The organism is Brachybacterium sp. HMSC06H03, assembly GCF_001807385.1.
In the GTDB taxonomy this organism is placed as follows: domain Bacteria; phylum Actinomycetota; class Actinomycetes; order Actinomycetales; family Dermabacteraceae; genus Brachybacterium; species Brachybacterium conglomeratum.
In genome coordinates, this window is the sequence record NZ_KV788920.1 from 1 (window position 1) to 21,023 (window position 21,023).

The window sequence follows — 21,023 nt, forward strand, 5'->3', positions numbered from 1 at the left end:
CGTGGTCCATCGCGGAGCGGGCGCGCTGCGAGAGGGCCTCGCGGGCGGCGGCACCGGCACCGCTCGCGCTGCTCCCCGTCCTGCCGGCAGTCCCAGCACCCGTCCCGGCTCCGTGCGCGGAGCCCGCGGGCTCGGGGGCGAGGCCGCTCGCGATCCGGTTATGGCGCTCACGGGCGCTGCGCAGCTCGAGCGGCACCCGCACCAGGCGCACCAGCGCGCTGCGCATGTCCTCGCGGATCTGCCGCTCGTGCCGGTCGAGATAGGCGTCGAGGTCGCGCTCCTCGTCGCGCAGCAGGAAGGCGCGGCCCAGCAGGTAGGACGCGAGATCGGCGGCGACCTCGGGCGAGAGGCCGTAGGCGTCGGACGAGGCGCGGGCGTCGCGCAGCGCGACCGCGTCGTCGCTCTCCAGCGGGCTCGGCACGATCTCGACGGCGCTAAGCACGTCCTCGACGACCGCGTGGAAGGCCGCGTCGGAAGCGAGGTCGGCGCGGCGCAGCTCGGCCCGTCCGGTCGCCTCGGGGACGGGGATCCTCGTGATCCCCTCGCGGGCGAACTCGTCCTGTGCGGCGCGCCGCACCAGGCGTCGGGCAGCCCGCTCGAGGTGGCCCGCATCAGCGTCGCGCGGCAGCTCGGGGACCACGGCCCGCGCCTGGGCGACGACGTCGGCGCGGGCCCCCGCGATCTCGGCGCGTCGGCGCGCGGCGTGGAGCCGGTCGCGCAGCTCGTCGACGGGTCTCATGGGCGCTCCTTCCGCAGGGGACGCTGACGGGGCCATCGTACGGGGCAGGAGGGAGGTTCCTGTCGGCGGCAGCGGGTCGGATGAGAGGATGGAGGGGAAGGATCCGCACGTCCCCGGCGCCGCCGCCCGGCCGCCGGGACCCGATCACGACAAGGAGCACTCGTGACCGACCTCAGCTACACCGTCCCTGGCCTCGGCACCGACGACTCCCGCCGGCTCGTGGAAGCGCTGCAGGACCGCCTCCACGCCCTGAACGACCTGCATCTCACCCTCAAGCATGCCCACTGGAACGTGGTGGGCCCGCAGTTCATCGCGGTGCACGAGATGCTCGACCCGCAGGTGGAGCTCGTGCGCGGCTACGCCGACGAGGTCGCCGAGCGGATCGCGCAGCTGGGCGCCTCCCCCGTCGGCACCCCGGGTCGCCTCGTCGCCGAGCGCGGCTGGAGCGACTACGAGCTCGGCAGGGCCGGCACCCAGGAGCACCTCGCCGCGATCGACCAGGTCTACGACGGCGTCATCGCCTCCCACCGCAAGGCGATCACCCTCGCCGGCGAGCTCGACCCGATCACCGAGGACATCCTGATCGGCCAGTCCGCCGAGCTGGAGAAGTTCCAGTGGTTCGTGCGCGCGCATCTCGAGCGTTCACAGTCCTGAACCTCTTCCGTCGGGGCCGGGTACGGTGAACGGACCCGACCCCGAGGAGGACCCGGCATGCCGATCGCCGCCCCCACCGCCGACGAGCTCGCCCTGCTGCAGGACGAGGCCGTGCGCTTCACCCGCGAGCTCATCCGGATCGACACCACGAACTTCGGCGGGAACGACCCCGAGACCTGGGGGAAGGGCGAGGCCGAGGCGGCGGAGTACGTCGTCGAGCGGCTGCGCGAGGTGGGCCTCGAGCCGCAGGTGGTCGAGTCGCACCCCGCCCGTCCCAGCCTGCTGGTGACCGTGCCGGGCGAAGACCGCGAGCGCGGCGGTCTGATCCTCCACGGCCACCTCGACGTGGTCCCGGCTCGCGCCGAGGACTGGTCGGTGGACCCCTTCGGCGCCGAGATCATCGACGGGATGATCCACGGCCGCGGCGCCGTGGACATGAAGGACATGGTCGGGATGATCCTGGCCGTCGCTCGTCACCTGGCCCGCAGCGGGCAGGCGCCGCCGCGCGATCTGATGTTCGCCTTCTTCGCCGATGAGGAGAATGCGAGCGTCTGGGGCGCCCAGTGGCTGGTGGAGAACCACCCCGAGCTGTTCGACGGCATGACCGAGGCGATCAGCGAGGTGGGCGGCTACTCGATCACCCTGCCCGAGGAGGCAACCGGCGAGGACGTGCGCACCTATCTCGTCCAGACCGCCGAGAAGGGCTTGGCCTGGGGGCGGCTGCGCGCCACCGGCCGCGCCGGGCACGGCTCCGTCCCCAACGACGAGAACGCCATCGTGCGCCTGGCCCGCGCGATCACCGCGATCGACGAGCACGAGTTCCCGATCGAGTACATCGCCAGCGTCCGTGCGCTGTTCGACGGGATCACCGAGATCACCGGGCAGGGCTGGGACGAGCAGGACATCGACCGCTTCCTGCCCCTGACCGGCGGGGCCCGCCACTTCGTCGCCGGGACCCTGCGCGACTCGGCGAACCTGACGATGCTCGAGAGCGGGTACAAGGTCAACGTCATCCCCCAGACCGCGGAGGCCGGCTTCGACTGCCGCTTCCTGCCCGGGCACCAGGAGGAGCTGCTGGCCCTGCTGGACGAACTGGCCGGTGAGCACGTCGAGGTGGTCGTGGACCACATCGGCGTCGCCGTCGACTCCCCGCGCGAGTCCCCGCTGGTGGACGCGATGACCGCGGCGGTGCAGGCGGAGGACCCGGGCTCGAAGGTGCTTCCCTACTGCCTCAGCGCCGGCACCGACAACAAGCCGCTCAGCGTGCTCGGCATCGCCGGCTACGGCTTCGCGCCGCTGCAGCTGCCCGCGGACCTCGACTTCGCCCCGCTGTTCCACGGCGTGGACGAGCGGGTGCCGGTGGATGCGGTGCGCTTCGGCGCGCGGGTGCTGCTGCGTCTCGTCGCGACCTGCTGAGCCCGCCCGCAGGGGGCTGCTCCGCTCGGCGCTCAGTGCTGGTCGGGCGCGTCCTCGCCGTAGGTGCGGGCCGAGGCCAGCAGCTCCGCGGCCGGGATCGGCTCGTCGGGCCCGAGGCCGATGTACCAGGACGGCGCGGTGGCGAGCATGACCTCGAGCAGCTCGGTCGCGTCCAGCTCCTCCCCGGCCCTCGCCGCCTCCTCGGTGGTGACGAGCCAGTGGTCGGCGTGGACGAGCTCCCCGCCGGCGAGGCTGCGGGCGAGGGCCTCGATGCCGGGACGGGGCGGGAGCCTGTCGGGCATGCGCTTGAGCGCCTCGACGTGCAGCGCGGCCATCGTCCCGGTGAGGATCATGTAGGTACGGTGGCTGGACTTCCAGTCCAGCGCGCCGCGGAGGAAGGCATGGTGCCGCTCGATGTAGGCGGCCATCATCGCGTAGCCGTGCTGCACGTGCTGCACGATCGTGTACCCGGCGGCGCCGTTGGCGCGTCCGCGCTCCCAGGCGGCATCGAACATCTCCTGGAGCATCGCGCCCATCAGGTCGTCGAGCCCGGTGAAGTGGCTGTAGAACGCCGCGCGGCTGACGCCTGCGCGCTTGGCCAGGGCGTTGACGGTGACCTCGCCGTCGTCCGCGCTCAGCTCGCGGGCGGCGGCGAAGATCGCGGCGCGGGTGCGGGCGGGACGGGGATCCGGGGCGCGTTCGCCCGAGGAGGTCGAGGAGGCCATTGCGTCATCGTAGTCCAGCGCCCGGGCCCCGTCCGGCGAGCCGTGCGGCGGCCGGAGCGTGCGGCAGGAAGGGTCCATGCGCGCCTTCCTGTCCGGCCTGGCCGGGTCTCCCGGCCCTGACGGCCGACGGGTCCACGGGCTCCCCGCCCCTCTCGCGGACCTGATCGGGCAGACGATCGTGCACACCCGGGTCGCCGCCCGCGGCACCTGGACCGTGACCGCCCGCGGCAGCGTGCTCTCCTCCCGGTCCCAGCTGCTCGAGGGGGCGCACGGCCTCGAACGCGGCGTCGCCCCCGGGACCGACCCGGCCGTCGGCCTGCGGGATCCGCGCGGAGCCGGCCGGGGCACCCGTCCATGCGACCGAGGCGGGCCGGGCGGCGCTCGGACCCTCCGGTGCAGAGGCCCTGCCCCCGGGGTTGTCGAGCTATGACCCCCCCGGGGTCGTGGGGCCGTTCCGCTGAGACGGCCCGGGACGCGGCTCCCCCGAGCGCGTCGTCGCTCCGTCACCCCTGACGGCCTGCACCACCGTAGCGCCCGCCGACGCCCCCGAACGTACTTCTCGGACGGATGTAAGGGGGATCTCCACCTGTCGAAAACCCCTGTGAACGGCGCGGTAACACCGGATGAACGCCCGCGCGGACACTCCGCGGCGCTACCCTGGGGCGACCATGTCGAGAAAGGCCTGCCAGATGTCAGCACGAACCGTGAAGGTCGCGAGCGCGAGCGGCCTCCATGCCCGCCCGGCGGCGCTCTTCTCGCAGGCCGCGTCCGAGCAGCCTGCCGCCGTCACCATCGAGACCGCGGACGCCGGCCCCGTGAAGGCCTCGAGCATCCTCATGCTCCTCACCCTCGACGTCGCCTTCGGCGACGAGGTCACGCTGCGCGCCGAGGGCGAGGGCGCCGAGGAATCACTGGACGCCCTCGCGGCGCTGCTCGAGACGAACCTCGACGAGGAGTTCCAGGGGAGCTGATCGCCCCCCGCCCGCCGGATGCACGAAGGCCCCCGCCGGATCGGCGAGGGCCTTCGTCGACCGGGAGGAAACTCCAGGTCAGGGGCGGTAGCGGCGGGATTTGAACCCGCGGTGGCTATGAACCACACATCATTTCGAGTGATGCACCTTCGGCCGCTCGGACACGCTACCGTCGAGCAGAATAACCGCACGGACACCCTGCGTTCAAACCGATGAACGCCGGACGCGAGTCACATCACGTCCTCGTGCGCCGCCGTTCAGCTCTCGGGGGCGTGGCGGACCACCGTGACGTTCCCGGTGGCGTGCAGCACCGTCGCATGGGCGGTCGAGCCGAAGCGGCCCCGGCTCAGCCCGCGATGGCCGAGGCCCAGCATCCGCGCACCGGCCGCCGCGTCCAGCAGCCCCTCCGCAGCGGAGCGGGCATCGAGCATCCGCGACTGCACCTCGACCCTCGCCTGACGGGCGCGCGCCCGGGCCACGCCCTCGTCGAGCAGGACACGGGAGCCCTTCCCCGCCTCCCAGGCCTCCCCGCCGCTGCCGTAGGGGGCGTGGGGGACGGTGCGCACGTGCACCACGCGCAGCGTCGACCCCCAGGCCGCGGCGAGGTCGGCGGCGACGTCGACCGCCTCCCCGGCGGTGTCGGAGCCGTCGTAGGCGACCAGCACCGGGCCCGCCCGGTGCTGGTCCGAGCGGATGATCGCGACGGGGCAGCCGGCGTCGTGGAGCAGCCCGCGGCTCACGGAGCCCAGCAGCGTCCCGAGCACCGCGCCGAGCCCCCGGGTCCCGACGACGAGCAGGTCGGCACCGGCGGAGGCCTCCTCGAGCACCTCGCGCGGCATGCCGGCGACGAGCTCGGCGGTGACCGGGACGTCGGGATGGCGGGCGGCGATGCGCTCGACCGCGTCGTCCAGCAGGCGGCTGGCCTGGTTGCGGGGACCGGCGGGGTCGAGCACGGGGATGCCGGCGAGGCCCTGTCCGAGCAGCGGCCAGGTCCAGGCGTGCAGGAGGCGGATCCCGGCGCCGGTGTCATGGGCGAGCTCGGCGGCCCAGCGCACGGCGGCCATCGCGGCGCTGGTGTCGTCATATCCCACCAGGATGCTCCGAGCGGACAGCTCCATGTCCCGCACCTCCCCGTGCGACCGTGCTGTCGCCTCAGGATACGCCGTGGTCACCCGGTCAGTACAGGTCGTCGAAGTCGTCGTCGGCGCCCCAGGACCAGCGCAGGCCGAAGGTGCCGGGCCCGAAGCGCGCCTCGCTGATCTGGAGGCGGTCGCGGTGGTCCAGCCGCAGGGAGGAGATCGTCTCACCGGCGTCCGTGCGCCGGTAGCGCTCGCAGTCCAGGGGGCGGCGCGGGCCGCGGAACTCGACCTCGAGCAGCACGTCGTTCGCGGGTCGGGGGACGGAGTACATGCTGCCCGTGACGTCGGTGGCGCTCGCGTGCATCTCGACCCGGTAGGCGAAGGTGGCGACCTGGCCCGCGTCGAGGCGCCCGTCGAGCAGGAACTCGACCCCGTAGGCGCGGCGGCGGGGCCAGGCCACGCGCCTCCCGATGGTGCAGCCCTCGGTCGCGATGTAGCGGGGAGCGATGTTGGGCTCGTTCTGCCCCAGCACGTGCACCGCCGGGAGCCGGCAGGTCCCCGACTCCAGCGCACGCACGGTCATGCGGTGCTCGAAGCGCTGCACCGACTGGGTCGAGTCGATGATCGCGAGCTGGTGGATGACGCGCTCGTGCGCGTACTGCTGCGCGCTCGCGAAGCCGAGCTCCTCGAGCGCCTCCTGGAAGACCTCGCGGCTGGACGGCCGCCCGACGAAGCTCATCTCCCGCACCGCGCGGCCCCGCAGCCGCGGCCCGCCGACGAGGTCCGCGAGCGAGTCCGGGGGCCGCCCGAGCAGCTCCTCCAGGGCGGCGACGACGCCGAGGGACTGGTCACCGCTGGGCAGGCTCCGACCCGACTGCCAGTTGCTGAGCGTCGCGACGCTCACGGGACGGTTGCGCGCGCGCAGACGCTGGGAGATCACGGTGAGGGTCAGCCCGCTGCGCTTGATCGCCGCGCGCAGCTCAGGAGCGAACCTCCCGTGGTCATCCGTCGCCATCTCGCCTGGTCCTCCTCCGGCCGCACTCATCGATCATCCCCCGTCGAGGGAGCGTGCGCTCGTTTTCAGGACTTTTCACATACCTGTAAAACACTGAGCGTAGCGTCCATGGCGCATGTCACAGAACGCACGGTCAGCCGTCCCGAGAGCTCCGAGGAAGGAGAGGTTCCCCCGATGAACGGCAGCCCGGTATCCCAGGCATCCTCCGCCCTCCCTCATGTCCCCCCTCAGCGCAGTCGAGTCCGTGCGCGCGGGCGTCCCGATCACGGCGGCGCCATCGCCGCCGACCTCCTCGATCGGGTCCCGACTCCGGAGAGCTGATCACCCGCAGTGCCCCGCCGTGGCCCGTCCGGCCGAGACGCCACGGAACCGGGATCCGCCCCCACCGGCCACCCCGAGAGGAAAGCCGCTCCGATGACCGATCACCTCGTCCCCGCAGCCCCGCACCCCCCGCTGCACGCCGCGGAGACCCTCCTCGCCCCCCGCCCCGAACCCCGCCCCGTCCAGCGCATCCTCTTCGGCGACGCCGCCGAGCTGCCGTTCCGCTGGCTGCGCAGCATCCGCACCGCCGAGGTGCGCCAGCACCTCGCCGCCGAGAACGCGCACACCGACCGCGCCACCTCCGCGCTCGCGCCGCTGCGTGCCCGCCTCGCGGAGACCCTCGCGGACGAGGTCCCGCAGGAGCTGTCGGTGCCGGTGCTGCTGGACGGCTGGTGGTACATCGACCGCACCCACCCGCTGGACGGCGTCACCTTCTCCCGCGTCCGCGACTGCGAGGCCGTGCGCGGCCCGGCCGGCGTCCCCGTCCCCGTTCCCGGGCAGCTGTTTCCCGGCGAGAGCGTGCTGGTGGAGGACTGCCGGAGGGTGCTGGGCATCGCCCTCTCCCCCGACCACCGCCTGCTCGCCCGGGCCGAGGCCGCCGCGGGCGGCTGCCGCCTCGTGGTCACCGACGCCGAGACCGGCGTGGTCGTGGACGACTCCGTGCACGGCGCGGGGCCGGATGCCGTGTTCTCCGCGGACTCGACCGCGCTGCTCCACACCCGTCTGGACGATCTCGGGCGCCGCGCCGAGGTGCGCCGCCACGTGCTGGGCAGCGACCCCTCCACGGACCCGGTGCTGCTCGAGGAGCCCGACCACTGGTCCGAGCTCACCCTGAGCCGCTCCCGGGACGGGTCCTCCCTCATGATCCGCTCGACCTCACCGGTCGCCGCCGAGGTGTGGACGCTGGACCTCGCCGCGCCGACGGCGACGCCCGTCCAGGTCACCGACCGCCTGGCCGGCAGGTCCACGGTCGTGGAGCATGCCGGCGACCGGCTGCTGCTGCTCCACGCGGACCCCGCCACCCATCGCTGCGTGCTCGCCGAGGCGCCGCTGGGGTCGGGGACGCTGCCCGGGAGCGCGACCCCCCTGCTGCACGCGCAGGAGGGCGAGAGCTTCGAGTCCGTGGAGGCCTTCGCCGGCTTCGTCGCGCTGCAGCTGCGCGTCGGCGCCCTGCCGGCGGTGCGGATGATCCCGCGCCGGGCCGACGGCTCCCTCGACGTCGGCGCCGTGCGGGAGATCCTCACCGGCGGACCGCTGGACGGGGTGCGCCTGGAGCACACCCCCGACTGGGACCAGCGCTCGATCCGCTGCAGGGTGGGCAGCTTCCTCACCCCGCCGACGATGATCGGCGCGTCCCTCGACGCCGGCGACCCGTTCGTGCTGCAGCGCGTCGAGGTGCCCGGCCTCGACGCCTCGCGGTACGTCGAGAAGCGGCTGTGGGCGACCTCGCCCGACCGCACCCGCGTCCCGATCTCGCTGATCGCCCGGGCCGACGTGGTCGCCGACGGCACCGCCCCGGTGCTGCTGCACGGCCACGGCGTGTTCGGCCAGTGCCTCGACCCGCTGCTGCAGCCCGAGGTGCTCGCGCTCGCGGACCGCGGCGTCGTCGTGGCCGTCGCGCACGTGCGCGGCGGCGGCGAGCTCGGGCCGCAGTGGCACCGCGACGGCCGTCGCCAGCGCCGGATGCACTCGGTGGACGACCTCGTCGCCTGCGCGGATCACCTGGTCGCCTCCGGGTGGGCGGCTCCGGACCGGATCGGCGCCGTGGCCACCGGGGCGGGTGCGATGGTCGTCGGCGCGGCCGCGAACCGGGCGCCGGAGCTGTTCCGGGCCGTGCTGGCGGAGACCCCGCTGGTGGACCCGCTGGAGACGCTGCTGGCCCCGGAGGTGATGCTCACCCTCGAGGAGTGGACCGAGTTCGGGGATCCGGCCGAGGACGAGACCGCCTACCGGACCCTGCGCGCCTGCAGCCCGGCGGAGAACATCCGCGAGACCGAGTACCCCGCCGTCTACGCGTTCACCGCGCTCGAGGGCACGGACATCCCGCCGGCCTGCGCCGCGATCTGGGTGGCGCGGCTGCGAGAGCGGGTGACCTCCGATCCTGCCGAGCGGCCGGTCCTGCTGCGGGTCGCGGACTCCCTGGAGGGCGGCGAGGACCTCCGCGTCGAGGGAGTCGCCTGGCTCCTGGACCAGCTGGGCGCCGCCGACCTCGAAGGATGACTAGTCTCGAGGGATGACGAGCCAGCACCCGGACGCCCCCTCTCCCGAGCGACGCCCCACCGAGCGGATCCACCACGGCGATGTCGTGGTGGATCCGTACGAGTGGATGCGCGACAAGACCGATCCAGAGGTCATCGCGCACCTCGAGTCGGAGAACGCCTACGCCGACGCCCGCACCGCGCACCTCGGCGCGCTGCGGCAGCGCCTGGTCGAGGAGTTCGTCGGTCACACGCAGGAGACGGACCTGTCGGTGCCCGTGCGTCGCGGGGACTGGTGGTACATCACCCGCACCACCGCCGGAGACGACTACCCGAGGTTCACCCGCGTGGCCGACGCGGGCGCGATGCCGCAGGTCGAGCCCGGGGTGATGCTCGCGGGCGAGCAGGTGCTGCTGGACGCCCAGGCCGAGGCCGCGGGGCACGAGTTCTACTCCCTCGGCGGGCTGACTCTCTCCCCCGACCACACCCTGCTCGCCTACGCGGTGGACACCGCCGGGGACGAGCGGTTCACGCTGCGGGTTCTGGACCTCTCCGCCGGCGAGGTGCTCGACGAGTCCGTGACCGGCACCGGTTACGGCATCGCGTTCTCCACCGATCAGCAGTGGCTGTTCTACGCGCGGGTCGACGACGCCTGGCGGCAGCACCAGGTCTGGCGCCATCGGATCGGCGCCGATCCGGCCGAGGACGTGCTCGTGCTCGAGGAGGGCGACGAGCGGTTCATGATCGGCTTCGAGCGCTCCCGCGACGAGACGACCCTCGTCATCCAGTCCGCCTCCACCACGACGGCGGAGGCGTGGCTGCTGGACCTCGCCGCGCCCGAGTCCGCGCCCGTTCCCGCGGGCGGGCGGCGCGACGGCGTGGACTACGCGGTCGAGCACGCCGGGGACCGCCTGCTGGTGGTGCACAACGACGGACACACCGGCTTCGCGCTCGCGCAGGCGCCGCTGGCGACCCCGGCGCAGTGGGAGGAGCTGCTGGTCGCCGGCGAGGGCGAGCGGCTGCTGGCGGTGGAGTCCTTCGCGGGCTTCGTCGCGCTCGAGCTGCGCGCCGGCGGGCTCGCCTCGGTGCGGATCATCCCGCGGGCGGCCGACGGGTCGCTGCGGCTCGATCAGGCGGAGGACCTCACCCACGGCGGGGAGCTGGACACCGTCGAGCTCGACGCGAACCCGAACTGGGACCAGCAGGCGGTGCGCTACGAGCTCACCAGCCTGCTCACCCCGCCCACCGTCGCCGAGCGGGAGGTCGCCACCGGTGCGACCGAGATCCTGCGCGTCACCCCGGTGCCGAACTTCGACCCCTCCCTCTACGTGGAGCGGCGCGAGTGGGCGAGGGCGGCCGACGGCACCGCGATACCGCTCAGCGTCGTCGCGCGCAGGGAGGTCGCGGCCGACGGCACCGCGCCCGGGTATCTGTACGGCTACGGCTCCTACGAGGTCTCGGTCGACCCGTCCTTCGTGCCCACGCGCCTGTCCCTGCTGGACCGGGGCGTGGTCGTCGCGATCGCGCACGTGCGCGGCGGTGGCGAGATGGGCCGGGACTGGTACGACCACGGCAAGCTGCTGGAGAAGAAGAACTCCTTCAGCGACTTCGTCGCCGCGGCGGAGCATCTCGGAGCGAGCGGCCTCGTGGACCCGGCCCGGCTCGGGGCCGAGGGCCGCAGCGCGGGCGGGCTGCTGATGGGCGCGGTCGCGAACCTCGCCCCGGAGCGGTTCCGGGCGATCATCGCCGGGGTGCCCTTCGTGGACGCGCTGACCACGATCCTGGATCCCTCGCTGCCGCTGACCGTCGGCGAGTGGGAGGAGTGGGGCGACCCGCTGCACGACCCGTCCGTGTACGAGTACATGAAGGAGTACACGCCCTACGAGAACGTGCAGGCGGTGGAGTACCCGGCGATCTTCGCCTCGACCTCGCTGAACGACACGCGCGTGTTCTTCGTCGAGCCCGCCAAGTGGGTCGCGCGCCTGCGCGAGACGGTCACCTCCGACCAGGCCGAGCGCCCGATCGTGTTCCGCTGCGAGATGGTCGCCGGGCACGGCGGCCGCTCGGGCCGGTACCGCAAGTGGGAGCAGCGGGCCGACGAGCTGTCCTGGCTGCTGGATCAGCTGGGGGCGACGGAGCTGCTCTGACGGGCCGCGGTCGGGCGCTCAGCTGACCAGGTAACCGCCGTCGACCGGGATCTCAGCGCCGTTGATCATCGAGGCGGCGTCCGAGGCGAGCCAGACCGCGACGTCGGAGACCTCGCGGGGCTGGGCGAAGCGGGACTGCGGGATCCGCGCGAGCATCGGCGCGGCCTTGTCCGGCTGCTCGCCCCACACCTTCTGCCCCATGTCGGTGAGCACCACGGTGGGACAGATCGAGTTGGCGCGCACGCCCCGCTCCCCCAGCTCGAGCGCGAGGGTGCGGGTGGCCATCACGAGGCCCGCCTTCGCGGTCGAGTAGGCGAAGTGCTCGACCAGGGGGCGCAGCGCGGCGGCGGAGGCGATGGTGAGGATCGCCCCGCCGCCGGAGGCCGCCATCGCCGCGCCGGCCCGTGCCGCGAGCAGTGCGGGGGCGCGCAGGTTCACCTGCAGCGTCTCGTCGAAGCGGGCGGTCTCGAGCGCCTCGACCGTCTCCGGATGGGACAGGCCGGCGTTGTTCACCAGCACGTCCAGTCCCTCCATCAGCCCGCTCGCCTCGTCCCAGAGGCGGTCCGGGACGTCCGGGTCGGCGAGGTCCGCGGAGAGGACCACCGTGCGGACGCGGTGTTCGGCGGCCAGCCGCTCGGCGGGCGCAGCCAGGACGGCGCCGTCGCGGGCGGTGAGCACCAGATCGGCGCCGGCCGCCGCGTAGGCGCGGGCGATCTCGGCGCCGATCCCTCGACTCGCTCCCGTGATGAGGGCCTTGCGGCCGGACAGGGGACGCTGGTGCTGGTCGGGGCTCATCGCCCCAGGCTACTCAGCCCGGGCTCAGAAGGCGGGGATGACCGAGCCGTCGGTGAAGGTCTCCTCGATGAAGGAGCGGACGTCGTCGCTGTGGAGCAGCTCGTCGAGCTTCACGAGGGCCTCGTTCTCCGCGTCGGCGGCGCGCACCACCATCATGTTCGCGTTCGGGTTGCCCTCGCCCTCCTCGATGACGATGGCCTCCTCGGAGGGGTTCAGGCCCGCCTCGAGCGCGTAGTTTCCGTTGACCACGGCGACCGCGAAGTCGGCGAGGGAGCGCGGGATCTGCGCGGCCTCGAGCTCGGAGAACTTCAGGTTCTTCGGGTTCTCGGCGATGTCGCCGGTGGTGGCCGAGGTGGGGGCGACGCCGTCGGCGAGGGTGATCACGCCGTTGGCGGCGAGCAGGTCCAGCCCGCGGCCACGATTGGTGGGGTCGTTCGCGATCGCGACCTCGTCCCCGTCCTTCAGCTCGTCGAGCGAGGTGAGGGTCTCGGAGTAGACGCCGAGCGGCTCGACGTGGACACCCTCGAAGGCGTGGAAGTCGTAGCCCTTCTCCGACATCTGCCCCTCGAGGAAGGCGGGGGTCTGGTAGAAGTTCGCGTCGAGGTCGCCGTCGTTCAGCGCCTGGTTGGGCAGCTGATAGTCGGTGTACTCGCTGATCTCGAGCGCGAGGCCCGCGCCCTCGGCGAGGTTGTCCTGGACGAACTGGAGGATCTGGGCGTGCGGGGCCGGGGAGGCGCCGATGCGGATCGCGGTCACGCCGTTCTCCTCCGTCGGCCCCTCGTTGCCGCCGGCGCCGCAGGCGGCGAGGGCGAGCGCGGCGAGGCCCGCGCCGGAGGCGAGCAGAGTGGTGCGGCGGGAGAAATGGGTCATGGGGATGTCCTTCTCGACGAGGGTGGGATGAAGCAGGTCAGCGGGCGGCGGCGCGGTGGTCGACGGCGCGGGAGAGGGCGGAGCCGAGCGCCTGGACGGCGATCACGATGACCACCAGCACGACCACGGTCGCGACCATGACCACGTTGTCGTAGCTCTGGTAGCCGTTGCGGATCGCGAGGTCGCCCAGGCCCTTGCCGCCCACGGTGCCGGCCATGGCGGTGTAGCCGATGACGGCGATCGTGGTGGTGGTGAGGGAGCCGATGATGCCGGGCAGTGCCTCCGGCAGCAGGACCTGTCGGATGATCTGCCAGCGGGTGGCGCCCATCATCTGCACCGCCTCGACCTTCCCGGCGGAGATCTCGCGCAGGTTGATCTCGATGAGGCGCGCCAAGAACGGGATCGCGGAGATCACCAGCGCGAACATCGCGGCGTTCGGCCCGGTCACGCGACCCACGATGAAGCGGGTGACCGGGATCAGCGCGATGATCAGGATGATGAACGGGAAGGACCGCCCGACGTTCACGACGAAGCCGACGACGCGGTTCACCCAGCGGGCGAAGCCGCCGCGGGCGCCGGAGGTCTCGAAGAGCAGCAGGCCCAGCGGAACACCGATGAGGGTGGAGAACAGCATGGTCCCCACGGTCATGTACAGGGTGATCAGGGTGTTGGACCACAGCGAGGTGTTGGAGTCCCAGGTGGTGAAGACGGGGTTGTCGAGCCACTCGATCATGCGGTCACCTCCTTCGCGACGACGCCGGCGCTCTCGAGCTCGGCGAGGAAGTCATCGAGCCCCTGGCGGGAGATCGGCTGTCCGGAACGGTTGCGCAGGGCGAGCTGGACCCGCCCCACCTGGCGGCCGCCGATGGTCTCGATGGTGCCGGCGACGAGGGTCGCCTCGGCCTCGTACGTCTCCGCCAGACGGATCAGGTCATCTGTGGTGCGGAAGCGCTCGGAGTCGCCGTAGTCGCAGTTCACGACCAGCGCCTCGATGCCGGTAGGAGCCGGCGGCAGCGGGATCAGCTCGGCGCTGAGGGGGCCGTGCGGATCGGCGGCGACCTCGAGCAGGTCGCCGCTCTGGGTGATCCGCCCGTCCTGGAGCAGGGTGACGGTGTCGCACACCTCGCGCACCACGCCCATCTCGTGGGTGATGATCACCACCGTGATGCCGAGGCGCTCGCGCAGGTCGGCGAGCAGGCGCAGGATCTGCCGGGTGGTGGCGCCGTCCAGGGCGCTGGTCGGCTCGTCGCACAGCAGCACCTTCGGTTCGGCGGCGAGGCCGCGCGCGATGCCGACGCGCTGGATCTGCCCGCCCGAGAGCTGCGCGGGATGGTTGTGCTCGCGGACGGTGAGCCCCACGAGCCCGACCAGCTCGGCGACGCGGCGCTCGCGCTCGGCGCGGGGCACCCCGGCGATCTCGAGCGGGTGGGCGATGTTCTGGGCGGCGGTGCGGGAGTCCAGCAGGTTCGCGTGCTGGAAGACCATCCCGATGTTCCGCCGGGCGGCGCGCAGCTGGGCGCCCTCGAGCGCGGCGATGTCGGTGCCGTCGATCTCGACCCGGCCCGAGGTGGGCTTCTCCAGCCCGGTCAGGCAGCGGATGAGCGTGGACTTGCCCGCCCCGGAGCGACCGACGATCCCGTGGATGCGGCCCGGCTCGAGGTGGAGGTCGATCCCGTCGAGCGCGACGACGGGGTCTCCGCCGCCGGGTGCGGGGAAGACCTTGCGCAGAGCGTCGAGAGTGATCACCCCGGAATTCAAGCATCGAGCGCCCCGCACGCCGAGCACGCGTTCATCTGCCGCAACAAACGTCACAGACCTGCAGGTCCCCATGTGGACGGGGTCACGCCGTGCGGTCTGACATCTGTCATGGGCGGGCCGTGAGAGACGCATCCCGGTCGATGACACCGTGCCCTGCCGCACAGCGCCGTGCACGGGGAGGCTGGAACCATCATCCACCCGGAAGGACCCCACCATGTTCCAGGACCTCCTCGTCCAGCTCCACGACCTCGTCTCCGGCCTCGAGCCGTGGCAGCAGGTGCTCGCGCTCGTCCCCGCCGGTGCGGTCCCCTTCATCGAGAGCTATCTCGGCTCCTTCCTGGGCACCACCCTCGGCATCCACCCGGCCCTCGCGATCCCCGCGGCGGTGCTGGGGAACCTGGTGGCGACCTTCATGGTGATCGCGCTGGCCGGCCGCACCCGGGACGCGATCGCCCAGGGTCGCCGGAAGCACGGGGGCCGCTCCGTCGAGGAACCCAGCCCCTCCCGCTTCCGAGCCAAGGTCGCCGCGGCGATGGAGAAGTACGGAGTGCCCGGGGTGTGCCTGCTGGGGCCGTTCGTGGTCGCCTCGCAGATCTCCGGCCCCGCGCTGATCGCACTCGGTGCCGAGCGCGGCCGGGTCTACCTCTGGATGGGCATCTCGATCATCCTGTGGGGCATCGTCTTCGGCGCCTTCGGCGGCCTGTTCCTCGCCGCGATCGGCTGAGCGGATACGCTTCGCCCCAGCTCGTCGACCGTTCCCACGCCGAGAGGAGGACCGCTGTGGAGACCCGCACCGCACGCCAGTGGAGCGTGTTCTACGCCTACACGGCGTGGTCGGTCGTGCTCATCCAGGCGATCTTCCCGCTGGGCGTCCTGCTCGCGTTCGGCACCCCGGTGCCCGCGCTGCTGGCCGAGGCCCCGGCGGCGACCGCGGTGCTGCTCGTGCAGATGGTGGTCGGCGCCTGGTCCGGGCACCGGGCGCTCGCACTGTGGTCGGCGGCCGCGCTGCCCGAGGCGCGGGACCGCTGGGACCTCCCGCAGGTGGGCAGCATCCCGGCGGACCGCTCGCTGCTCGCCACCGCGGTGCCGTCAGCCGTCATCGTGCTGCTGCAGCTGCTCGGCCTCTCCGCGGCCCCCGTGCTCGTCGCCTCGCTCACGCTGCTCGCCGCCGCAGCGCTCCTGCGATGGCGCTGGCAGATCGGGGCGGCGGTGGCGGTCGCGACGACGGTGATCGCGATGGCGTTCGGGCTCTCCGCCCCCGTCGCCTTCCCCACCGGCGAGCTGCTGCTCGCCGTGGTGCTCACGGTGCGGATCTCCCTGTGGCTGGCGGCGATGGTGCGCGAGCTCGACGACGCCCGCGAGGCGCAGGCCCAGCTCGCCGTCGCCGAGGAGCGGCTGCGCTTCGCCCGCGACCTGCACGACGTCACCGGTCGCGACCTCTCCGTGATCGCCGTGAAGACCGAGCTGGTGGCGCAGCTGGCCGAGCGCGGCGACCCCCGCGCCGCGGAGCACGGCCGGGAGGCGGCGCAGATCGCCCGCACCTCGCTCGCCGAGATCCGCTCGCTCGTGCGCGGCTACCGCGAGGCGGATCTCGCGACCGAGCTGCAGGGCACCGCATCCCTTCTGCGGTCCGCGCACGTGGAGGTCACGGTCCACGGCGCGGCCGAGGACGTCCCCGCGGCCCGGGCCGGCACCGCCGCCTGGGTGCTGCGAGAGGGCGGGACGAACATCCTGCGCCATGCCGACCCATCGGCCGTGGAGATCACCCTCCGCGCGGACGGCGTCACGATGGTCAACGATGGCGCGCCTGAGGACGCCGAGATCCGGGAGGGCAGCGGGCTGACCGGGATGCGGGAGCGCCTCGAGGACGAGGCGACCCTGGAGGTGCTCCGCGAGGACGGCACCTTCACCCTCGACGTCCGCTTCACCCCGACCGGAGGATCCCGATGACCGATGCCCCTGCTCGCCCGCTGCGCGTGGTGCTCGTCGACGACGAGCACCTGATCCGCTCGGCGCTCGCGACGATGCTGTCCCTCGAGGAGGACCTCGAGGTGCTCGGCGAGGCCGGGACGGTCGCCGAGGGCGCGCGGCTGATCGCCGAGACCACGCCGGACATCGCCGTGGTGGACCTGCAGCTGCCCGACGGCGACGGGCTCGAGCTGTGCGAGCAGATCGCGGAGGCCTCCCCCGCGACCCGCTGCCTGATCCTCACCTCGCATGCGCGGCCCGGCTATCTCAAGCGCGCCCTCGCACAGGGGGTGCTGGGCTTCCTGCCGAAGACCACCTCGGCCGAGCAGCTCGCTCGCGCCGTGCGCTCGGTCGCCGGCGGGCGCCGCGCGATCGACCCCGAGCTGGCCGCGGAGACGATCTCCTCGGGCGATTCGCCGCTCACGCCGCGCGAGGCGGACGTGCTCGAGTTCGCGGCCGACGGCGCCCCCGTCGAGCAGATCGCCCGCCGCGCCCATCTGGCCCCGGGGACCGTGCGCAACTACCTCTCCAGCGCCCAGGCGAAGCTGCAGGCCGCGAACCGGCATGAGGCCGCCGCGATCGCCCGCCGCCAGGGCTGGATCTGAATCCAGCGAAGAACCCGGACTGCCGCACTCTCACCAGATCCGCTGGAGCGAGCCGAGATCATCGAATACTCGGTCCGCGCTGATCAGCGGGATCCCCCGACGGATCGCCTGCGCGGCGATCATGCGGTCGAACGGGTCACGGTGGTCCCAGGCGAGTGTGCCGCCGACCAGTGCGTCAGCGCTCTCGATCGGCAGTGCTTCGAAGTAGCCGCGCCGGAGATGGTCTCCGTAGTCCAGCACGAGGAACTCGGCCTCGGGGAGCTTGCCTATGCGCACCTTCGTGGAGATCTCCCAGGCAGTGGCGGCGGAGACCAGGACCTCCGTGTCGAGATCGGAGATCAGGGCCTCCACCGGGCTCGTGAGCTTCGAGGGATCCGTCATCGCCCACAGCAGCACGTGAGTGTCGGCCAGGACCGTGGTCACTCCTCGCCCTCCCAGGCGTCCATTTCCTCAGGCGGGAGCTCGTCGAAGAACGTCACGGGGAGCTCGTAGCGGAGGTAGCCGAGCGGCCTCCGCCGCGTTTCAGGCGCCGGAGGCTCGACCGGTACCAGGCGCGCCACAGGGGTCCGCCCGCGCGAGATGGTGATCTCGGCGCCTTCCTCGACCTCGCGCAGGAGTTCGGAGAGGCGGGTCTTCGCCTCCTGCACCTTGACCGTCCTGGAATCGGGAACCGACGTCTCCGCTGCGCTCATGCCCTCATCGTAGAACCAGGCCGACCAGATGGACAGCGATCTGGTCGACCTGTATCCGGCAACCTGGTCAGGTCGAGGCCCGGGCTGCTCAGCCGGCCGCGTTCTCCGCGAAGCTCGCGTCGACGATGCCGGCGATGTCCAGCGGCTCCGTGTAGGTGATCTGCTCGGCGTCGATCCACACGGCCTGCATGGCCTCGAGCTGATCGGCCTGCGGGGCGAGGTCGGGCAGGTAGGTGTACATCGGGGAGGCCTTCAGCACCTCGACGTCCTGGCCGAGGGTGTCGGCGAGGATCTGGTAGACCTCGTCGGTCTGCTTCCCGTCGGCCGAGAGCTCCTGGGCGCCCTTGGCGAGCGCGGTGAAGAAGCCCTGCGCCTGCTCGGCGCCGACGAAGGTCTCGGAGTACATCACGCCCGTGCCGGTGGTGCCCTTCGCGGGGACCGCGAGCGGGGAGGCGATCCCGGCCTCCTCGATCGAGGAGGAGAAGGGGGCCGACGGGGTGGCCGCGTCGACGGAGCCGTTGGTGAGCGCCGGCTCCTGGTCGGGGGTGGCGAGGTTGGAGATCTCCACGTCGTTCAGGGTCAGCCCGCCCTCCTCGAGCATCGCCGCGAGCAGATAGCCGCCGGTCGCGCCGGGTCCGCCGGCCACGCCGATGGTGCGGCCCTTGAGGTCCGCGATCTCGCTGACGGTGCCGTCGTCGAGGAGGTCCTGGCGCACCTCGAGCGCGGTGGGCGAGTTCTCCGGGTCGCCCGGGGAGATGCCCATGGAGCCGACGACCTTGAAGGCCACGCCCTGCTCGAGGGGCGACGACGGCGCCGGGCGGTGCGGCGGAAGAGGCGGTGTGCATGCGTGCTCCTGGTCCCGGGTCGGGCGGCGGCGACCGGCGGGCGTGCGGGATCGATCGGGGCGGGACGGCGCGGGCGGGCCCGCGAGGCCACTCTAGATGCCCGTCTCGGAGTGCGGACCCTCGATCTCGCACGATGGACCTCTCGAGGTGGCGGCGACATGCAGTCTGCGGCGGATCCGCTCTCGCGGGGGCGTCAGCGCTTCCGACGGGCGCGGAAGAAGTCGCGCAGCAGGTCGCCGCACTCCCTCCCGCGCACCCCGGTGGTGAGCTCGACGCGGTGGTTCAGCCGCGGCTCGCGCACCAGGTCGTAGAGAGAGCCGGCGGCCCCTGCCTTGGGATCCATCGCCCCGACGACCACCCGCTGCACGCGGGAGAGCACGATCGCGCCCGCGCACATGGTGCACGGCTCGAGGGTGACGACGAGGGTGGCGCCGGTGAGGTTCCAGCGCCCGGTCGCGCGTGCCGCGGCGCGCAGGGCGAGGATCTCGGCGTGGGCCGTCGGATCCTCGTCCGCTTCGCGACGGTTCCCGGCGGTCGCGAGCACCTCGCCGTCGGCCCCGAGCACGACGGCGCCGATGGGCACGTCGGCGGGCTCGCGCTCGGCAGCGGCGAGGGCCTCGGCGAGCGCGAGGCCCATCAGCTCGTCGTCGTTCGGAAGGGATGCCGGGAAACCGGGTGGTGTCGGGGTGGCCGGGGCGTCGGTCATACGCTCATTCTCCCGCGCTTCCTGCCCAGAGCGGCCCGGGGCGCGAGACCATCCTCTCCCCCGGGCCGCCGGTCGGCCCTGCGCGGCGTGGCACGGGGCGCCCTCCGGTAGATTCCCTCCCATGCGCGTTCTGGAGATCGACCACCCCCTCGTCGCCCACAAGCTGTCGGTGCTGCGCAATCGCGCCACCCATTCCTCGGTGTTCCGCCAGCTCGCCGACGAGCTGGTGACCCTGCTGGCCTACGAGGCGACCCGCAACGTCGCCACCGCGCCGGTGGAGATCGAGACGCCGGTGACCACGATGACCGGCACCCGCCTGACCAACCCCAAGCCGATGGTCGTGCCGATCCTCCGCGCGGGCCTGGGCATGCTGGACGGCCTCACCCGCCTGCTGCCCACCGCCGAGGTGGGCTTCCTGGGCATGGTCCGCAACGACGAGACCCTCGAGGTCACCACCTACGCGAACCGTCTGCCCGAGGACCTCTCGGGCCGCCAGTGCTTCGTGCTGGACCCGATGCTCGCCACCGGCCACACCCTCATCGCCTCCTGCGAGTACCTCCACGAGCGCGGCGCGAAGGACATCACCTGCGTGACCCTGCTGTGCGCACCGGAGGGGCTGAAGGCGCTCGAGGAGCAGCTGGACCCCGCGATCGACCTCACCGTGGTCACCGCCGCGATCGACGAGAAGCTGAACGAGAAGGGCTACATCGTGCCCGGCCTGGGCGATGCCGGCGACCGCCTCTTCGGGGTCGTCGACTGAGAACGCGACCACTGACCTGCACGAAGGCCCTCCTCGAGGGCCTCGACGCAGGACCCTGACGCCCCGTCGCCGTCCCGAAATGTGAACAGGCTCTTGCCCCTCGGGACGGGACAGGGCATTCTTTTAGCCATGACCTCGATCGCCGCGCACCGCGAGACCGCCCCCCGGGTGGTCCGCTCTGCCATGCGCGCGATGATGTTCATGATGATGATGCCGATGATGCATCGTCAGCCGAGCCTCTGAGCGCTCACGACCTCTCCGAGATCGGCTGACAGGAGCCGGCCGGAGGGCGCGGGCTCCAGGTGCCACCGGGAGCACACCCCTCACCGATCCGCCCCAGGCGTCGATCACCCAGGGATCCCGGGCCCACCGCCCGCCGCGCAGGACGCGCCGCATCTCGGAGAACTCGCATCATGACCATCGCCCTGGATCGCCCCACCACCAGCACCACCGCCCCGCACACCCGGTCCGCCGCGCCCCGCCTGCAGCGGGTGGGCGGGACCGCCTCGCGCCCCGTCGCCGCCGAGGACGCCGTCACCATCACGGTGTCGGTCTCCCTGCCCGCCGGGACCGGCGACGTCGAGGCCGCGCTCATCGCCGACGAGCTGCGCACCCGGGCGCAGCGCCTGGTCGCCGCCCGCGACGGCCGCACCACGGTCTCGGTGGACAGCCCCCACCCCTTCGCCGCGACCGGCCGCGGCACGACCCGTCCCCTGCCGCCCCGCGCCCAGGGCTCCGCCGCGGTGAGCCCGCTGCGGC

Annotated in this window: 21 protein-coding genes, 1 tRNA gene and 1 pseudogene; 10 read left to right on the top strand and 13 right to left on the bottom strand. The window is 72.8% G+C overall.

Features of this window, described 5'->3' with window-relative positions; all coding sequences use genetic code 11:
• Window positions 1-739 (bottom strand): hypothetical protein (locus HMPREF3159_RS13580; RefSeq protein WP_070501651.1); only part of this gene is annotated, 739 nt, incomplete at its 3' end.
• Window positions 740-901: 162 nt separating this feature from the next.
• Between HMPREF3159_RS13580 and dps the strand changes: the two genes are divergently transcribed.
• Both dps and HMPREF3159_RS13590 read left to right on the top strand, forming a co-directional pair.
• A complete protein-coding gene (gene dps / locus HMPREF3159_RS13585; protein ID WP_010550777.1) occupies window positions 902-1,393 on the top strand; it encodes a DNA starvation/stationary phase protection protein Dps in 492 nt (163 codons plus the stop codon).
• A 57-nt stretch (window positions 1,394-1,450) separates the two neighbouring features.
• Window positions 1,451-2,809 (top strand): M20/M25/M40 family metallo-hydrolase, encoded by a 1,359-nt coding sequence (locus tag HMPREF3159_RS13590; protein ID WP_070501653.1) that lies wholly within the window; start codon window positions 1,451-1,453, stop codon window positions 2,807-2,809.
• 32 nt (window positions 2,810-2,841) lie between these two features.
• Here HMPREF3159_RS13590 and HMPREF3159_RS13595 read toward each other — a convergent pair whose 3' ends face one another.
• Window positions 2,842-3,534, bottom strand: a complete 693-nt coding sequence (locus HMPREF3159_RS13595) for a TetR/AcrR family transcriptional regulator (RefSeq protein ID WP_070501679.1) — start codon at window positions 3,532-3,534, stop codon at window positions 2,842-2,844.
• A gap of 689 nt (window positions 3,535-4,223) precedes the next feature.
• On the opposite strand from HMPREF3159_RS13595, the gene HMPREF3159_RS13605 reads away from it, so the two are divergent.
• Window positions 4,224-4,505 (top strand): HPr family phosphocarrier protein, encoded by a 282-nt coding sequence (locus HMPREF3159_RS13605; protein WP_070501657.1) that lies wholly within the window; start codon window positions 4,224-4,226, stop codon window positions 4,503-4,505.
• An 85-nt stretch (window positions 4,506-4,590) separates the two neighbouring features.
• Here the strand turns inward: HMPREF3159_RS13605 and HMPREF3159_RS13610 are convergent.
• The 3 genes from HMPREF3159_RS13610 to HMPREF3159_RS13620 form a co-directional block, all read right to left on the bottom strand.
• A tRNA-Ser gene (locus HMPREF3159_RS13610) sits at window positions 4,591-4,676 on the bottom strand.
• 86 nt (window positions 4,677-4,762) lie between these two features.
• The gene (locus HMPREF3159_RS13615) at window positions 4,763-5,623 is read right to left on the bottom strand and encodes a universal stress protein (protein ID WP_070501659.1); all 861 of its coding nucleotides are present in this window, start codon (window positions 5,621-5,623) and stop codon (window positions 4,763-4,765) included.
• Between the two features lie 58 nt (window positions 5,624-5,681).
• The gene (locus tag HMPREF3159_RS13620) at window positions 5,682-6,599 is read right to left on the bottom strand and encodes a helix-turn-helix domain-containing protein (RefSeq protein WP_070501661.1); all 918 of its coding nucleotides are present in this window, start codon (window positions 6,597-6,599) and stop codon (window positions 5,682-5,684) included.
• A 414-nt stretch (window positions 6,600-7,013) separates the two neighbouring features.
• On the opposite strand from HMPREF3159_RS13620, the gene HMPREF3159_RS13625 reads away from it, so the two are divergent.
• Window positions 7,014-9,140: a prolyl oligopeptidase family serine peptidase gene (locus HMPREF3159_RS13625; protein ID WP_070501662.1), complete on the top strand. Its 2,127-nt coding sequence runs from the start codon at window positions 7,014-7,016 to the stop codon at window positions 9,138-9,140.
• Window positions 9,141-9,153: 13 nt separating this feature from the next.
• Window positions 9,154-11,265 (top strand): S9 family peptidase, encoded by a 2,112-nt coding sequence (locus HMPREF3159_RS13630; protein WP_070501663.1) that lies wholly within the window; start codon window positions 9,154-9,156, stop codon window positions 11,263-11,265.
• A gap of 18 nt (window positions 11,266-11,283) precedes the next feature.
• Here HMPREF3159_RS13630 and HMPREF3159_RS13635 read toward each other — a convergent pair whose 3' ends face one another.
• The 4 genes from HMPREF3159_RS13635 to HMPREF3159_RS13650 are packed head-to-tail and all read right to left on the bottom strand — an operon-like array spanning window position 11,284 to window position 14,676.
• Window positions 11,284-12,060 carry an SDR family NAD(P)-dependent oxidoreductase gene (locus tag HMPREF3159_RS13635; RefSeq protein ID WP_070501665.1) on the bottom strand — a complete coding sequence of 259 codons (777 nt, stop codon included), beginning with the start codon at window positions 12,058-12,060 and terminating at the stop codon, window positions 11,284-11,286.
• 24 nt (window positions 12,061-12,084) lie between these two features.
• Window positions 12,085-12,930 (bottom strand): MetQ/NlpA family ABC transporter substrate-binding protein, encoded by an 846-nt coding sequence (locus HMPREF3159_RS13640; protein WP_070501666.1) that lies wholly within the window; start codon window positions 12,928-12,930, stop codon window positions 12,085-12,087.
• 37 nt (window positions 12,931-12,967) lie between these two features.
• On the bottom strand, window positions 12,968-13,663 hold the full coding sequence (locus HMPREF3159_RS13645; protein WP_070501667.1) for a methionine ABC transporter permease: 696 nt from the start codon (window positions 13,661-13,663) through the stop codon (window positions 12,968-12,970).
• Window positions 13,660-14,676 carry a methionine ABC transporter ATP-binding protein gene (locus tag HMPREF3159_RS13650; RefSeq protein ID WP_070501668.1) on the bottom strand — a complete coding sequence of 339 codons (1,017 nt, stop codon included), beginning with the start codon at window positions 14,674-14,676 and terminating at the stop codon, window positions 13,660-13,662. The genes HMPREF3159_RS13645 and HMPREF3159_RS13650 overlap by 4 nt, the downstream gene beginning before the upstream one ends.
• A gap of 226 nt (window positions 14,677-14,902) precedes the next feature.
• On the opposite strand from HMPREF3159_RS13650, the gene HMPREF3159_RS13655 reads away from it, so the two are divergent.
• Genes HMPREF3159_RS13655 through HMPREF3159_RS13665 form a run of 3 tightly spaced genes read left to right on the top strand, consistent with a single transcriptional unit; the run spans window position 14,903 to window position 17,261 of the window.
• On the top strand, window positions 14,903-15,412 hold the full coding sequence (locus HMPREF3159_RS13655; RefSeq protein ID WP_070501669.1) for a hypothetical protein: 510 nt from the start codon (window positions 14,903-14,905) through the stop codon (window positions 15,410-15,412).
• Window positions 15,413-15,468: 56 nt separating this feature from the next.
• A complete protein-coding gene (locus tag HMPREF3159_RS13660) occupies window positions 15,469-16,638 on the top strand; it encodes a sensor histidine kinase (protein ID WP_070501670.1) in 1,170 nt (389 codons plus the stop codon).
• Window positions 16,635-17,261, top strand: a complete 627-nt coding sequence (locus HMPREF3159_RS13665) for a response regulator transcription factor (RefSeq protein ID WP_070501671.1) — start codon at window positions 16,635-16,637, stop codon at window positions 17,259-17,261. Before HMPREF3159_RS13660 ends, HMPREF3159_RS13665 begins: the two co-directional genes overlap by 4 nt.
• 30 nt (window positions 17,262-17,291) lie before the next feature.
• On the opposite strand, the gene HMPREF3159_RS13670 is transcribed toward HMPREF3159_RS13665, so the two are convergent.
• The 4 genes from HMPREF3159_RS13670 to tadA all read right to left on the bottom strand — a co-directional run bounded on the left by HMPREF3159_RS13670 (window position 17,292) and on the right by tadA (window position 19,435).
• Window positions 17,292-17,684 (bottom strand): type II toxin-antitoxin system VapC family toxin, encoded by a 393-nt coding sequence (locus tag HMPREF3159_RS13670; protein ID WP_070501673.1) that lies wholly within the window; start codon window positions 17,682-17,684, stop codon window positions 17,292-17,294.
• Complete coding sequence (locus tag HMPREF3159_RS13675) at window positions 17,681-17,953, bottom strand: type II toxin-antitoxin system Phd/YefM family antitoxin (protein ID WP_070501675.1); 273 nt, start codon at window positions 17,951-17,953, stop codon at window positions 17,681-17,683. Before HMPREF3159_RS13675 ends, HMPREF3159_RS13670 begins: the two co-directional genes overlap by 4 nt.
• Before the next feature lie 88 nt (window positions 17,954-18,041).
• Window positions 18,042-18,740, bottom strand: a complete 699-nt coding sequence (locus HMPREF3159_RS13680; protein WP_246821641.1) for an ABC transporter substrate-binding protein — start codon at window positions 18,738-18,740, stop codon at window positions 18,042-18,044.
• 251 nt (window positions 18,741-18,991) lie between these two features.
• Complete coding sequence (tadA, locus tag HMPREF3159_RS13685; protein ID WP_070501677.1) at window positions 18,992-19,435, bottom strand: tRNA adenosine(34) deaminase TadA; 444 nt, start codon at window positions 19,433-19,435, stop codon at window positions 18,992-18,994.
• A 190-nt stretch (window positions 19,436-19,625) separates the two neighbouring features.
• Between tadA and upp the strand changes: the two genes are divergently transcribed.
• Together upp and HMPREF3159_RS13695 are read left to right on the top strand one after the other, a co-directional pair.
• Window positions 19,626-20,264 (top strand): uracil phosphoribosyltransferase, encoded by a 639-nt coding sequence (upp, locus tag HMPREF3159_RS13690; protein WP_053918202.1) that lies wholly within the window; start codon window positions 19,626-19,628, stop codon window positions 20,262-20,264.
• 413 nt (window positions 20,265-20,677) lie between these two features.
• A pseudogene (locus HMPREF3159_RS13695) lies at window positions 20,678-21,023 on the top strand (winged helix family transcriptional regulator); the annotation flags it as partial.

Excerpts from the sequence above, each read along its gene's own strand:
- upp (WP_053918202.1), top strand. The coding sequence starts at position 19,626 with ATGCGCGTTCTGGAGATCGACCACCCCCTCGTCGCCCACAAGCTGTCG.
- HMPREF3159_RS13655 (WP_070501669.1), top strand. The coding sequence starts at position 14,903 with ATGTTCCAGGACCTCCTCGTCCAGCTCCACGACCTCGTCTCCGGCCTC.
- HMPREF3159_RS13615 (WP_070501659.1), bottom strand. The coding sequence starts at position 5,623 with ATGGAGCTGTCCGCTCGGAGCATCCTGGTGGGATATGACGACACCAGC.
- tadA (WP_070501677.1), bottom strand. The coding sequence starts at position 19,435 with ATGGGCCTCGCGCTCGCCGAGGCCCTCGCCGCTGCCGAGCGCGAGCCC.
- HMPREF3159_RS13630 (WP_070501663.1), top strand. The coding sequence starts at position 9,154 with ATGACGAGCCAGCACCCGGACGCCCCCTCTCCCGAGCGACGCCCCACC.
- HMPREF3159_RS13590 (WP_070501653.1), top strand. The coding sequence starts at position 1,451 with ATGCCGATCGCCGCCCCCACCGCCGACGAGCTCGCCCTGCTGCAGGAC.
- HMPREF3159_RS13605 (WP_070501657.1), top strand. The coding sequence starts at position 4,224 with ATGTCAGCACGAACCGTGAAGGTCGCGAGCGCGAGCGGCCTCCATGCC.
- HMPREF3159_RS13635 (WP_070501665.1), bottom strand. The coding sequence starts at position 12,060 with ATGAGCCCCGACCAGCACCAGCGTCCCCTGTCCGGCCGCAAGGCCCTC.
- HMPREF3159_RS13675 (WP_070501675.1), bottom strand. The coding sequence starts at position 17,953 with ATGAGCGCAGCGGAGACGTCGGTTCCCGATTCCAGGACGGTCAAGGTG.
- HMPREF3159_RS13645 (WP_070501667.1), bottom strand. The coding sequence starts at position 13,663 with ATGATCGAGTGGCTCGACAACCCCGTCTTCACCACCTGGGACTCCAAC.
- HMPREF3159_RS13625 (WP_070501662.1), top strand. The coding sequence starts at position 7,014 with ATGACCGATCACCTCGTCCCCGCAGCCCCGCACCCCCCGCTGCACGCC.
- HMPREF3159_RS13665 (WP_070501671.1), top strand. The coding sequence starts at position 16,635 with ATGACCGATGCCCCTGCTCGCCCGCTGCGCGTGGTGCTCGTCGACGAC.
- HMPREF3159_RS13595 (WP_070501679.1), bottom strand. The coding sequence starts at position 3,534 with ATGGCCTCCTCGACCTCCTCGGGCGAACGCGCCCCGGATCCCCGTCCC.
- HMPREF3159_RS13620 (WP_070501661.1), bottom strand. The coding sequence starts at position 6,599 with ATGGCGACGGATGACCACGGGAGGTTCGCTCCTGAGCTGCGCGCGGCG.
- HMPREF3159_RS13640 (WP_070501666.1), bottom strand. The coding sequence starts at position 12,930 with ATGACCCATTTCTCCCGCCGCACCACTCTGCTCGCCTCCGGCGCGGGC.